At 56.8% G+C, this 12699-nt stretch carries 13 protein-coding genes; 9 read left to right on the forward strand and 4 right to left on the reverse strand.

All coding sequences use genetic code 11. The features are described from left to right. The first annotated feature begins 20 nt into the window (after nucleotides 1-20). A complete protein-coding gene (locus G5B47_RS21740) occupies nucleotides 21-1067 on the forward strand; it encodes an AI-2E family transporter (protein WP_165102748.1) in 1047 nt (348 codons plus the stop codon). Between the two features lie 108 nt (nucleotides 1068-1175). Here the strand turns inward: G5B47_RS21740 and G5B47_RS21745 are convergent, their stop codons facing one another. Further along, nucleotides 1176-1355: a hypothetical protein gene (locus tag G5B47_RS21745; RefSeq protein ID WP_165102751.1), complete on the reverse strand. Its 180-nt coding sequence runs from the start codon at nucleotides 1353-1355 to the stop codon at nucleotides 1176-1178. Nucleotides 1356-1729: 374 nt separating this feature from the next. Continuing rightward, nucleotides 1730-2128, reverse strand: a complete 399-nt coding sequence (locus G5B47_RS21750) for a hypothetical protein (RefSeq protein ID WP_165102753.1) — start codon at nucleotides 2126-2128, stop codon at nucleotides 1730-1732. 284 nt (nucleotides 2129-2412) lie between these two features. Here G5B47_RS21750 and G5B47_RS21755 point away from each other — a divergent pair, with 284 nt between their 5' ends. The 4 genes from G5B47_RS21755 to G5B47_RS21770 all read left to right on the forward strand — a co-directional run bounded on the left by G5B47_RS21755 (nucleotide 2413) and on the right by G5B47_RS21770 (nucleotide 5330). Then, nucleotides 2413-2958 (forward strand): MarR family winged helix-turn-helix transcriptional regulator, encoded by a 546-nt coding sequence (locus tag G5B47_RS21755; protein ID WP_165102756.1) that lies wholly within the window; start codon nucleotides 2413-2415, stop codon nucleotides 2956-2958. Nucleotides 2959-2993: 35 nt separating this feature from the next. Continuing rightward, a complete protein-coding gene (locus G5B47_RS21760; protein ID WP_165102759.1) occupies nucleotides 2994-4442 on the forward strand; it encodes an aryl-sulfate sulfotransferase in 1449 nt (482 codons plus the stop codon). A 188-nt stretch (nucleotides 4443-4630) separates the two neighbouring features. After that, nucleotides 4631-4846, forward strand: a complete 216-nt coding sequence (locus G5B47_RS21765; RefSeq protein WP_165102762.1) for a hypothetical protein — start codon at nucleotides 4631-4633, stop codon at nucleotides 4844-4846. A 247-nt stretch (nucleotides 4847-5093) separates the two neighbouring features. Then, entirely contained in the window at nucleotides 5094-5330 is a 237-nt protein-coding gene (locus G5B47_RS21770; protein ID WP_124696177.1) for a DUF6953 family protein, read from the forward strand. A gap of 387 nt (nucleotides 5331-5717) precedes the next feature. Here the strand turns inward: G5B47_RS21770 and G5B47_RS21775 are convergent, their stop codons facing one another. Together G5B47_RS21775 and G5B47_RS21780 are read right to left on the reverse strand one after the other, a co-directional pair. Further along, the gene (locus tag G5B47_RS21775) at nucleotides 5718-8090 is read right to left on the reverse strand and encodes a UvrD-helicase domain-containing protein (protein WP_165102765.1); all 2373 of its coding nucleotides are present in this window, start codon (nucleotides 8088-8090) and stop codon (nucleotides 5718-5720) included. A gap of 251 nt (nucleotides 8091-8341) precedes the next feature. Then, nucleotides 8342-9151 (reverse strand): alpha/beta fold hydrolase, encoded by an 810-nt coding sequence (locus G5B47_RS21780; protein ID WP_165102768.1) that lies wholly within the window; start codon nucleotides 9149-9151, stop codon nucleotides 8342-8344. 153 nt (nucleotides 9152-9304) lie between these two features. Here G5B47_RS21780 and G5B47_RS21785 point away from each other — a divergent pair, with 153 nt between their 5' ends. The 4 genes from G5B47_RS21785 (at nucleotide 9305) to G5B47_RS21800 (ending at nucleotide 12627) form a co-directional block, all read left to right on the forward strand. Next, nucleotides 9305-9910, forward strand: coding sequence for a helix-turn-helix domain-containing protein (locus G5B47_RS21785; protein ID WP_165102771.1), 606 nt, complete (start codon nucleotides 9305-9307; stop codon nucleotides 9908-9910). Continuing rightward, nucleotides 9879-10598 (forward strand): YhfC family intramembrane metalloprotease, encoded by a 720-nt coding sequence (locus G5B47_RS21790; protein WP_165102774.1) that lies wholly within the window; start codon nucleotides 9879-9881, stop codon nucleotides 10596-10598. Before G5B47_RS21785 ends, G5B47_RS21790 begins: the two co-directional genes overlap by 32 nt. A 94-nt stretch (nucleotides 10599-10692) precedes the next feature. After that, nucleotides 10693-11493 carry a DUF6492 family protein gene (locus G5B47_RS21795; protein ID WP_165102777.1) on the forward strand — a complete coding sequence of 267 codons (801 nt, stop codon included), beginning with the start codon at nucleotides 10693-10695 and terminating at the stop codon, nucleotides 11491-11493. Between the two features lie 126 nt (nucleotides 11494-11619). Then, nucleotides 11620-12627: a LacI family DNA-binding transcriptional regulator gene (locus tag G5B47_RS21800; protein WP_165102780.1), complete on the forward strand. Its 1008-nt coding sequence runs from the start codon at nucleotides 11620-11622 to the stop codon at nucleotides 12625-12627. The last annotated feature ends 72 nt before the right edge of the window (nucleotides 12628-12699 follow it).

Genomic DNA, 12699 nt, shown 5'->3' on the forward strand with positions numbered 1-12699 from the left:
CGGGCGAATGGAGAATGACAATGGAATGGTTTAAGCATTTTTTTGCGGATTTGACGATCCGCCGGTTTGGAATTTTGCTGTTGGTATGCTTGCTGCTGTACGGTATCAGGGATATGCTCAATCTGGTGCTGCTGACCTTTTTGATTGCTTACATTATGAATAGCTTTCAGGTGCTGCTGTCGAGGCGGATCGGCAGATACGTGCGGGTGAACAGCAAGGTTATAATCATCATCCTCTACGTCGTTATGATTTCCACGTTGGTGACAGCGCTGGTGCATTACCTGCCCAAAATATTCGTTCAGGTCCGGCAGCTCACCAATTTCCTCATCGCGCTAACTCCGGAGAATATTCCGCAGAACGAGATTGTCCAATATTTATTCAAGACCGTCAAAGGTTTGAACTATGAGAAGTATATGACGAACGGTCTCGATTACATAACGACGATCGGCAACTGGGGCACCACGTTCGTTCTGTCGATAATTCTGAGTTTCGTCTTCATTCTGGAGAAGAACCGGATTGTCGCGTTCACTTCGCGGATGAAGCAGAGCAAGGTGGCCTGGTTCTATAATGAGCTGGAGTATTTCGGCAACAAATTTGCGTTATCCTTCGGTAAAGTCATTGAAGCGCAGATTCTGATCGCGTTGTTCAATACGGTTTTTACGGTGATCGGCCTGATTATTCTCGGGTTCCCGTACCTATTCGCGCTCGGGGTGATGATTTTCCTGCTGAGTCTGATTCCGGTGGCGGGCTTCCTCATTTCGCTTATTCCGCTCTGCATCATCGGGTACAATATAGGCGGGCTGATGATGGTCATTTACGTGCTGGCGATGATCGCCGTGCTGCACTTCATTGAAGGCTACTTCCTGAATCCGAAGCTGATGTCCTCAAAAATGAACTTGCCGATGTTCTACACCTTCATTGTGCTGCTGTTCTCCGAGCATTACCTCGGCGTGTGGGGGCTCATCCTGGGTATCCCGATCTTTGTATTCGTGCTGGATATTCTGGAGATCAAACGCGGAAGCGCCGACGCGGACCTTCCGGCCAAGCGGGTTAAGAAACAGCTGTAAAACCGGAACCAAGACGATACAGCCTTCTTCTTCGGGCATGTAGGCCCCTTTCAAGAAGCTTCCCTGTAACTTAAGCTGCCAGGGGAAGAAGCTCTTGAAGGGGCCTTGTTATTTTATTGCTGAAAAATAAAGCAGGTTGAACACAATCACTGCAAAAATAATGGCCCCAGCACCCGTTAAGTTTTCTGTATCTTTGTTCTTAACAATTCTCTTATGTATGGATACACATATGACAAATAAGACAGCAGCTAGTACGGGGGTTGAATAAAGCATTAAGGCTTCTACCATAAATATCCCTCCAATAAGAAAGGTCTCCCCCCTATGATACTCGAAAGTTGCCCCCGGTTGAATGCCTGCGCCCCCTTGCCGTTTAAGAGGCTTTTACAATCCTGCATCCAAAAAAACAGATGATTCACTCGGGGTTAATCTCCGATTTCAATGCCGTTCCGCAGGCGGTGACCCGGATGACCGATGCGTCCGCCTCTCAAGTCTTCGAGTTCGAGCCTTTGAAGAGAAACGGAGAGAATGCGATCGACGCCGCCAGCAGTATATCAAGGAGCACTTCTGTGAAGACCTCTTATTAAAAAATGGCGTCGGTCGTGTTCCTGAATCCGGCTTATGTCAGCCAGCTGTTCGCAGGCTGTCCGGAGCGGGCCGCCAGATTAATCCGGGTCAACGCTCCTGCTGATAATCTCCGGCACTTCCTCACTGTAAGCCTCATATTGTTCCCTGGTAATGCTTCCGGATGCCAGACGTTCGTCCAACTGCCGTGTCAGCTGCTCGGTCTGCAGGTCGATGACCTGCTGTACGTCGGCGCCATTCGCTTCGGCGATATCGGCAAGCGATTTGCCCTCAAAGAGGGCGTAATACAGCTCTTCCCCGGAAGGCCGGTTCAGCGTTTCGAGCAAATCGTCACGCCCCGCAGCGCCGGCGGATAACGACAGCTTGGCCACCGGACTTGAGCTGACGCTTTTGGACGCCCAGGCATTTCCTCCGAAGGAGATGGCTACGATCATCGTGCCTACAATCACTACCCGTTTGATATTGCGCGTGATATTCATATGTAGTCCCTCATTTCATGTTTCTTTAGCTGTATGTATTGTAACCTTCGAAACTGACCGGCACCTTAAGCACGCTTTAAAATAACCTTAAGATATATAATTCATACTTGACAGGTAAGATTAATAGGTTTATGATTTCTTCATAACTTTTCACCAATGAATATTTGACCGGTGAAATATCAATTCGAGCTGATTGGACCGTCAAAGGCTCCCGGGTGAACCTCTTTATTGAGTGCTCCGGGGGCCTTTTTGGTACGATACGGCGAATCGAGGAGCATGAACCGATGGAGAACAGGGATTGGGATGTGCTGGAGGAGGCGGATTGGCTGTTCCGCAAGATGGTCAGACGGTTTGTGAAGGAGCGGGACCGCATCAATGTGGAGGGCATCGCACTGCCGGGAATGATGATTCTGCATAAAATCATCCGCGAGGGCGACCAGCGGCTCAGCGATTTGGCGGAGCAGCTGGATCTTACTTCGGGCGCGATCACCGCGCTGTGCGACAAGCTGGACACGGCCGGCTATACCGTCCGGCGGCGCAAGAGCGGCGATCGCCGGACGGTGCTTCTTGGCATCACGGATAAGGGGCGGGAGATGTTCGAGCGCAACCGCAGCGTCGGAACAAGGTGTATCTCGCTTCTGTTCGAAGGCTTCGAACGGGAGGAGTTGGCCGCTCAGAATCAGGCGTTCAAGAAAGTTATCGGCAATCTCGAAGGGTTCTCGGAAGCCATTCTGGATCTTGCCAAGCAGAATACCGGGACTCCCACGCAGGGCAGCCCGGAACGGAAGCCGGCCAGGGTAACGACGCCAACCCGTTATTTGACCTATTAAAATCCATTCATTTTATAACGAAGGGGAGATGAACAATGGGATTTCCAACCGTGTATCCGACCGGCGCCACCGTCTATAACCCAAGCAAGGCATGGAGCGGCTATACCGTGTATCAGGCCGGGGACGAGGGCGTCGTTCTGATCGATATGAACGGAAGAGAGGTTCATTTGTGGAAAGGGCTGATCGGCTTTCCCGCCAAGGCGCTTCCGGGCGGCTATGTGCTGGGCAGCACGGGCCGCAGAGATCCGAAATTCGGCATTCAGGACAATGTCGATCTCGTGCAGGTCGATTGGGACGGCAAAATCGTCTGGAGATACAACGGCTACGAGCATATCGAAGATCCGGGATACGAGCCGACGTGGTATGCGCGGCAGCATCACGATTATCAGCGCGAGGGCAATCCGGTCGGCTATTATGCACCGGGGCTTGAACCCGAGGTTTCCAGAGGCACGACGCTGATCCTCGCGCATAAAAATGTGAATAATCCGGCCATTTCCGATAAGCAGCTTCTGGACGATGTCATCATTGAGGTGGACTGGGAGGGCAATGTGACGTGGGAATGGAAAGCGAGCGACCATTTCGATGAGCTGGGCTTTGACGAATCGGCCCGCAACGTGCTGTTCCGCGACCCCAACACCCGGTCCTTCGGCCATCTCGGCGGCGGCGTGGGTGATTGGCTGCATGTCAACTCGGCGTCGTATGTCGGGCCGAACCGGTTTTATGACGAGGGCGACGAGCGTTTTCATCCGGACAATGTGATCTGGGACGCCCGGGAAGCGAACATCATTGCGATCACGGATCGCAGAACCGGCCGCATCGTGTGGCGTCTCGGCCCGGATTACTCCTTGCCGGAAGTGAAGCATATCGGCTGGATCATTGGCCAGCATCACGCCCACATTATACCGAAGGGTCTGCCGGGCGAGGGTAATCTGCTTGTATTCGACAACGGCGGCTGGGGCGGCTACGGATTGCCGAATCCCGCATCCCCGTTCGGGCAGAAGAATGCCATCCGCGACCATTCGCGGGTTCTGGAGATTAATCCCGTGACGCTGGAAATTGAGTGGCAGTATACCGGGGCGGAAGCGGGCTTCTCGGTCCCGACGGACTCCTATAAATTTTACAGCCCGTATATCAGCTCGGCGCAGCGGCTCCCGAACGGCAACACCTTGATTACGGAAGGCTCCAACGGCCGGCTCTTCGAGGTGACGAGGGATCATGAAATCGTCTGGGAGTATGTGTCTCCCTATATCGACCGGAGAAACACGAATATGGTCTACCGCTCCTACAGACTGCCTTATGAATGGGTGCCGCAGCTTGCAAAGCCGGAGGAGATTGCCATCGAGCCTATAGATGCCGCTCAGTTCAGAGTGCCGGGAGCCGCGCCGAAGGGGAGCGATTCCGTGGTCAGTGTTGCAGCAGCGCTGCCGTTCGTGGAGGGGGCGGCCTGCGTGGCAACCTCCGACGAAGCCCGGCGGAGAGCATGACCGATGGTTCGACGGGAATAGACAACTTCTTCAGGCGGGGTAAGGCCGGAGGCATAGGGGGAGCCGGGCAAATGCATAGTCCGGAGCGATAAGACCGGCAGCGAGAATTAGGGACAAGTACGCATTACAAATTAAGTAAAAATCTGGTATAATACTTTGGAAAAAGGAAACGAAGGGAAGGTATGCTTGTGTTCCCCGATAACCTGAATGCCAAAGATGATTCCGAATGGGTAGAAGCTCCCCGCAGTGATGATGCTCCGCAGGAGCACCGAGAAAGAAGCGAAAGGATCGCCGAGGAGTCCCGTCAGGGCTCGTCACTCAATTTTTTTAACGCTTTTGTCGCGCTTGGCACGACCGTCTCCGTTATTATGCTGTTTGTTTGGCTGATGAATCTGATAAGATAGACATAACTATATAAGATGAACTTGAAAAAATCACATCAGGGTTAGGAGTAACGAAGGGGAATTTTGGAACTGTAGGAGCGATAGCGACCGCCTTTGTCTCCGGATTTCATCTGCGAAAAGCGGTGTAAATAAGAAATCTGGAGACAACAGCGGCCGGAAGTCCAAACATTCCTTGCAGTTACCAGCGATACCCAAATGGGAAAATCTCAAGTTCATGTTATATAAGCCAAAAGAAAAGAGGACCGCAGTGGAGCCGACAGCACAGGATGTGGCGGAGTGGATGGTGAAGGAAATCCGGTTTACGGGAACCTTGTACCAGGCCGATGCTATTGATTATGTAAAAAGAAATTTCGGCGAGCAGTTCGTCTTCGTGAACGAGAACGGCAACGCTTCGCTGTCGAAGGAAGTCAAAAAGGCGTTCCGCAAGCTGCACGGAGGACGGATTGCCTGGGACCGGGATGGTTTTTTGTGGGCCTGGACCTAAGGAATCCGGCGGGCTGAAAGCCGGACGGCACATAGCGGAAGAAGGGGCCCCGCCATACATAAGCCCGGTTAAGAGAACCCGGCAAGCAAGGGCCGCGGGTAAAATGAAAATCTCCAGCTGTACCCTCTTTAAGGGGGGCGGCTGGAGATTTTTGCGTCCTGTGGCGCTGCTTGCGATATCATCTGATGGATAAGCCGGAATTTCTCCCGGTTATTCATCGGACAGAGGCTTGTTTTTTAATTAAGCTGGAATTTCTCCCTCTTAATCTTGTGATTTTGCGGAAAACAGAGGGAAACGCGCTAATAAAGTGGAGAAAATCCCTTTCGTAACCGGTAAAGCTTCATTTGGTCAGAAATAAAAGGGAGGAATTCCGGTCTAGCGGCGTTTCTACACCGGAACGTCCCGGGTGCCCCTCTCCATCGGCGTGCCGCACAGCGGGCAGGGCTTGTGCGCCAGATGGCCCTCGGCGCCGCCTGTCTTGACGCGCATCCAGCCCGGGCAGGCGGCGGAAGGGCAGCTCCAGACCGCGACCGTGCGCGTGCGGCCGGCCGGTTCACCGGCCCCACCCGCCGCGCCGCTGGCGCGCCCATGGCGGTCTGCGCCGCCGCCATAACCGCTGCCTGCACGCGCGGCACCGGCGGCGCTGCCACCGCCGCCTGGCCGGCCGTTAGGCGCCCCGGCCGCCGCAGCGCCCGCAGTCTCGGCGGCACCGAACGCCGCCAGCATGAAGCGGGACACCGGGGCCTTCCGGCCCCGGTGCAGCGCGGGCGAGCTGACCAGCAGCTCTTCCTTGGCGCGGGTGACCGCCACATACGCCAGGCGGCGTTCCTCCTCCAGCAGTGCCAGCGCTTCTCCGCCGCCCTCCGCGGTCTGGCGGTCTTTCAGGCGGCCCGCCTCCAGCGCCGAGCTGTGCGGCAGGATGCCCTCGGACGCGCCGAGCAGCAGGACAACGGGGAACTCCAGCCCTTTGGACTTGTGAATCGTCATCAGCGCTACGCGGTCGCCCTGCCTGGTCCCGCCGGGCTGCCGGTGATGCTCGTTCCTGGACATCACATCGTCGATGAAATCAAGAAAAAGGGGAATGCTCCCGAAGCGTCCCGCCGACAGCTCCAGCTCGTCCAGCATTTCCTTCAGCGTCTCCCGGTGCAGCGTCGCCTGATGGCGCTCGTCCGCCAGCACGAAGGAATCATAGAACCGGCTGCGGATCTGCCGGATGGCCTGAAGCGGCGTCAGCTCCCGCAGATGCCGGAGCATGTCCAGCCGCTCCCTGATGGCGGTCTGCCGGAAATCGGCCAGGCCGGGTAGGCTCAGCAGGTGGATCAGCGGCCCCTGCTTCGGCTGCGCCGCCTCCATCCGGTGAATATGGGCCATTCCCTGCTCTCTGCCGACATAGAGCGTAGGCAGCATATCCTCGATGGCGGCGAAATCCCGCCGGTTCACCGTCAGCCGCAAATGGCTGACGACCGGCGAGATGAGCCAGTGCTCGTACAGCAGCCGGCCTTCGCCATAGTCGATGTACGGGATGCCTTGGAGCAGCAGGCGTTCCAGCACGGCACGGCTGCTGCTGGATGCCCGGTACAGCACGGCGAAATCGCCGTAGCTCCGCGCTCCCTGCTCCACGGCGGAAGCGATGTACTCCACGACGGCTTCCGCTTCCTCATCCGCCGTATAGGGGCGGAGGTACCGGGGCGGAACGCCTTCCGGCGCCGCCGCGCGCAGCGTCTTGGCCCTCCGCCGCGTGTTGCCCCGGATAATTCCGTTGCCGAGACCAATGATGGCGGGGCCGGAGCGGTAGTTGATGTCGAGCGTAATAACCTTGGCCTCCGGGTATACCTGCTCGAATTCGAGAATGAAGTCGCTCCGTGCCCCGTTGAACGAATAGATCGTCTGGTCGTCGTCCCCGACCACCATCAGATTGCCGTACGGACGGGCGATCATGCGGATCAGCTCGTACTGCAGCAAGTTCGTATCCTGAAATTCATCAACCATAATATATTGATAAGTTCTTTGCAGCTCCGCAAGCAGCTCCGGCCGTTCGAGCAGCATCCGGTGGGCGTGCAGCAGCACGTCGTCGAAATCGATTTTGCCGTTGTCCCGCTTCCACTGCTCGTAGCGCCTTAGAATCTCCTTGATTTCCTTGTCCGCATTCGTAAGATCGGGAAGAAAGCCTGCGTCGCCCATGTTCATTTTGCAGGCGGACAGAAGGGAAAGCAGGCTTTCCGGCGGATAGGCGTCCTTGGGCAGGCCGAGCTCGCGCATGATCGATTTAAGCAAAATATGCTGGCGGCGTGTGTCATGGAAAATCTCCTGCATGACCCCCTGTCTCCGCAGAACATACAGAAAAAAAGAATGGAACGTCCGGGCCTGAAGCCCCGAAAGCCCCATTCCGCTTATACCGGGCAGCCTGCCGATCCGCTCCCGCATTTCCGCAGCCGCCCTGCTGGAGAACGTCAGCAGCAGCAGGCGTCCGGGCGAAACGCGGCGCACGGACAATAAATAGCCTGTCCTGCAGACCAGCACGCTCGTCTTGCCGGAGCCGGCGCCCGCCAGCGTTAGCAGCGGTCCGTCACCGTGCCGCACCGCCGCGATCTGCGAGGCGTTCAGCAGGATGCCGCCTTGCTCCAGCGTCCGGAAATAGCCGGCGTCCGGCTCCTCTCCGCGAACCAGCTCACGGCTCGTCTTCGCCGAAGCGGCCGTCGCCCGCGGCACGCGGGTTCCGGAGGCTCCTGGTGGAACCGGATGAAACAGCAGCTTGTTCATAATAACCTTCACCTTTACCTATACCCTGTGTTCGAATGGCATTTTTGCCAACCTACACTATACCATCTCTGCAGGGAGTCTGCATCCGGAGGGAGGCACCCGCCGGGCTTGGAAAGCACCATCAAGATGGAGGAACCCGTGGGGCGCGGGCGGGAGAGGAAACCGGGGCGCGAATGGAAATCTAATAAAAGGCGCCAGAGCGGGAGAGGAACCTTGGGGCACGAAGGAAATTTATTAACCGCGTGGAAGACTTATCTCCCGCCAAGCACCTGAATCAGACGCTGATTGAACAGCTCCAGTTCATCGTAGAAAACGGCATGCCCGCTATGTTCAAAGGCCAGGAGCTGCGAGCCCCGGATGCCCTGGTGCATCAGCCGGGCGAATTCGAACGGGCATATCTGATCGAGAACCCCGTGAAAAATCACGGTGGGCACCTGAATCAGCGGAAGGTCGGGGCGCAGATCCTCGTCCCGCAGCATCATTACACCCCCGGCGGTTCCGTGGTTCGATGGAGTTACATTGAGCGACTGGAACCACGCCCGAAAGGCGGGGGAAACCGGCTTCGCAAAAAAATTCTCCCCAAAGGACGCGACCGCCTGCGGCCGGTCGGTATACACGCCCGCGAGCAGCTGATTGATAGCCGGTACGGGCATTCCGTACGGGTAATCCGCTCCCTGGGCGAACTTCGGAGCCGCCGCTGCTAGAAGCAGCAGCTGCGACAGTCGGCAGCCCCGGTGCCGGGCCGCATAGTGCAGGGCGACGGCGCCGCCCATGGAGAAGCCGGCCAGCCGCACGTCCGTCAGCCGGAGGGTATCCAGCACCGCCCGGATATCATCGGCCATCCGGTCGTACGTGTAACCCTCCCAAGGGCTGTCGGATTGACCGTAGCCGCGAAAATCGATCGAAATACAGCGGTAGCCGTATTTCGGAAGATGCGTCACCTGGTATTCGAACATTCGGTGATCGAGCGGCCAGCCATGCAACAGCACAACCGGTATGCCGCTGCCGATATCCTCCACGAACAGCTTGACGCCCGGTTCCGTTTCAATATAGTACTGCACAGAGTCATCCCGCCTTTCGGTATCGTTGACTATTCGATGTATACGCGCGGCTTCCGGGCACTATGATGAAAAAGAAATAGCTTAAAAAGGGTTGATTTCCATAAGAAATATTATTATCATTATCGATAATGATAATAATAAAGAGGTGAGCATATGGCCCAGTCCAAGGCCGATTTGATTTTGCATCCGATTCGGATGCGCATCATTCAGGCGCTGGTAAACGGCAGACGGCGGACGACGCAGCAGCTGGTCAAGGAGCTGGAGGATATTCCGCAGGCGACCATGTACCGGCATCTGAACAAGCTGCTGAAGGCGGGCGTGCTTGAGGTAGCCGAAGAGAACAAGGTGCGCGGCGCGGTGGAAAAAGTATACTACCTGTCACAAGGCGGCGAAGACGCCACGCCAGCGGATACGACGGAGCGGGCGTCCGGCGAGCATATGGCTTTTTTTCTGAAGTTCGCCTCGTCGCTTATCGGCGATTTCAGCGCTTATGTGCAGCAGGAGAAATACGATATGAGACAGGATGGCGTATCCATACGCCAGGTGCAGCTGTACTTGACCGATGAGGAGTATGCGCAGCTGCTGGAGGACATGAGACGGCCTATGCAAAAGTACGCCGGGAACGAATCGGGCGAGGGCCGCCGCCGGCGGATGATCTCTACGATCGTTATTCCAGGAGCGCTCTCCGGCCTGACCGGTGGCGCAGACGAAGGGGAGGAGCAGAACGATGTTGGCAGAGCAAATGAAGACGGAAACTAGTGTGGAGAATTCGGCTAACGACCCATTCTCCGGATTGACGGGAAGAACCCTGAAGTTTGTGCCGCTATATCTTCTCGTGCCGGTGCTGTACGGAGTCCTGTTCAGCGCGGCGGGATATCCCTTGCAGTGGAAGATTTTCGGACTGGGGGCGCTTGGCTGGCTGGCGGCGCTGTTCCTGCGCGGGCCGCTTGCGGCGCTTGTCCGGGGACTGCCGCAGGAGCGGGCCAAGCTGATCGTAGGCGGCAGCTCCGGCGTGCTGGAGGAAGGCGTGCGGCTCGCGCTGCTCTCCCTTCTCGCCGCCTCGTTCCCGCAGGCGCTGTCGCTCGGTCAGGGCTGGGCGGCTATTGAAGTGCTGTTTGTCATCGTTAACACGCTCGTGATCCTGTCCCTGGTCAATCGGACCGACGAGAAGGCGATGCAGGCCAAAGAGATATTGCAGGCGCAGGGCAATCTGCAGGCAAGTCCCCTGTGGGGCATTCTGGAGCGGATCTGGGCGTCGGCCTTTCATATCGGCGCCGCGCTGATTATCGCCCATACGCCTTGGACGGCGGCGCTGATGATTCCGCTGCACAGCGGCTTCAACCTGGGAGCGGTGCGCCTGGCCAAAGCGACCGCGCTGCCGGTGGTGAGCCTGTATGCCGCGGCATTTGGCTTGCTGACGCTTGCGGCGGGGCTGCTGCTCTGGTAAGCGCCCAAGCTTCCGGCGATCTTAAAGGGCCCATTCCCTTTGGGGCGGACGTTCATACTCTAACAGCAAATTGACTAAGTGGAGATGAACGATAATGTCCCATACGTTAGAAGGACCCGCCATCGATGTGCTGATCCCGGCCATTGAGAAGGATTTGGCCACTTTGCCGCATGTGGTTGACGCTGTCAGGAAGCAGGTCAGGCACCCGATCCGCAGCGTGATGATCGTCGCCCCCCGCAAGGAGCGGATTCTCGATTTTTGCCGCAGGAAGGCTTGTACCTTCGTTGATGAAAACACGGTGCTTCCCATCACGAAAAAGGATATCAACTACCGGTCACGCACCTGGGAGCGCTCGGGCTGGCTGTTTCAGCAGCTGCTGAAGCTGGGCGGCGACAAGCTGTGCACGGCGGATTATTTTTTGGTCATCGACGCCGATACCGTCCTGATTGCGCCGCACCGGTTCCGCACCGCCGGCAGGACGATCTTTTACTGCCGGAACTGGAGCCAGCCGGAGTATTTCACAACCTACCGGAAGCTGATGGGCCGCAAGGCGGTCCGCCCTTCTTCGTTCGTGACGCATTATATGCTGTTTGAGCGCAGCCGTCTCTCCCGCATGAAGCGGGAAATTGAGGCCAGACACGGCGTTCCGTGGTATACAGCCATTATGCGAAGCATGAACCGCACCCGGCAGTTTGCTTTTTCCGAATTTGAAACTTACGGCAACTATCACTATGCGAAGAACCCCGGAGGGATGGTGCTGAAGAAGGCGCGCAACAAAAGCCTGAGCATGAGCGGGTCGAACCTCTCCACAGCCGCAGCCGCCAAGTACGCCCGGGTCTACCGGTCGCTCTCTTTTCATAAACGGAAAGGATATAGCCGGACGTCGAAGTCATGACAGCAGAGCCCTTTTAAAAACCTGTCCGTCAAGTGCGCCGCTTCCAGCCTCCCGCCGTCATTAGACAAGAGCCGCGAGGCGCTTTATAGTAGATGGATATAGGTGTAACGATGGGAGTAGAGAACATTGGTCAGAGCGACAATCGGGGACGTGGCCGCAAGGGCCGGCGTGTCCAAAAGCACCGTATCCCAATATTTGAATAAACGATATCAGCATATGGGCGCCGAAACCCGCGCCAAGATCGAAGAGGCCATTAAGGCGCTGGATTACCAGCCGAATGTGCTCGCAAGGGGACTGAAGCAGAAGCGGACGTCAACGCTGGGCGTCATTGTGGCGAATATCATGCACAGGCTCTCCACCGAAATATGCCGGGGCATCGAGGATTACTGCCAGGAGCAGGATATCAACGTGATTCTGTGCAACAGCGACGAAGACGGGGAGAAGGAGAAGAAATACGCCGAAATGCTTCAGGCGAAGCAGGTGGACGGCATGATTTTGCTTCCTACGGGGAAGAACGGCTCTCTCTATAAAAAGCTTGCCAGACACGGGTACCCTATCCTGTTTATGGACCGGAAGGTGGACAGCGTCAAGGCCGATACCATCGTCGTCAACAACCGGGAGTCGGTGTATGAGGCGGTGTCTCATCTGAAGGAGCGGGGACACCGGAGAATCGCGCTCGCCACGGCGCCGCTGACAATCAGCACCCGGACGGAGCGGACGGAAGGCTTCCGGCAGGCGATGAGCGACCACGGGCTGGAATACAGCCGGTATATCATCAATGCGGAAATCTCCAGCCTAAGGAGGAGGTTCCGCGAGCTGTTTGACGGCCCGGAGCCGCCGACGGCGCTGATCGCGGGCAACGACCTCGTGCTGCTGGAGGCGCTGGCCTTTGTGAAGGAGCGGCAGCTCCGGGTGCCGGAGGATCTGGCGCTGGTTGCCTTCGACAATATCGAGTTTGCCCACCTGCTTACGCCGACGCTTACAACCATCTGCCAGCCTTCGATCGAGATGGGAAGAAGGGCCGCCGAGCGGATCATCAGCCGCATCCGTTCGGAAGAAGACCTGGCGCCGGAAGAGTACGTCTTTAAGTGTGAGCTGGCGGTGCGGCAGTCGTCGGAGATGAAGCGGCAGTGACTTTTACGCGAATAGGGAACGCCTTTTCCACCTGCGGAGAAGGCGTTTTTCTTCTTAATAAAATAGGCTTCG

It is taken from the genome of Paenibacillus apii (assembly GCF_011043685.1).
GTDB lineage: Bacteria > Bacillota > Bacilli > Paenibacillales > Paenibacillaceae > Paenibacillus_AQ > Paenibacillus_AQ sabinae.

Bases quoted from the DNA above. Each gene is read 5' to 3' on its own strand.
- G5B47_RS21740 (WP_165102748.1), top strand. From the start codon at position 21: ATGGAATGGTTTAAGCATTTTTTTGCGGATTTGACGATCCGCCGGTTT.
- G5B47_RS21745 (WP_165102751.1), bottom strand. From the start codon at position 1,355: ATGGTAGAAGCCTTAATGCTTTATTCAACCCCCGTACTAGCTGCTGTC.
- G5B47_RS21750 (WP_165102753.1), bottom strand. From the start codon at position 2,128: ATGAATATCACGCGCAATATCAAACGGGTAGTGATTGTAGGCACGATG.
- G5B47_RS21755 (WP_165102756.1), top strand. From the start codon at position 2,413: ATGGAGAACAGGGATTGGGATGTGCTGGAGGAGGCGGATTGGCTGTTC.
- G5B47_RS21760 (WP_165102759.1), top strand. From the start codon at position 2,994: ATGGGATTTCCAACCGTGTATCCGACCGGCGCCACCGTCTATAACCCA.
- G5B47_RS21775 (WP_165102765.1), bottom strand. From the start codon at position 8,090: ATGAACAAGCTGCTGTTTCATCCGGTTCCACCAGGAGCCTCCGGAACC.
- G5B47_RS21785 (WP_165102771.1), top strand. From the start codon at position 9,305: ATGGCCCAGTCCAAGGCCGATTTGATTTTGCATCCGATTCGGATGCGC.
- G5B47_RS21790 (WP_165102774.1), top strand. From the start codon at position 9,879: ATGTTGGCAGAGCAAATGAAGACGGAAACTAGTGTGGAGAATTCGGCT.
- G5B47_RS21795 (WP_165102777.1), top strand. From the start codon at position 10,693: ATGTCCCATACGTTAGAAGGACCCGCCATCGATGTGCTGATCCCGGCC.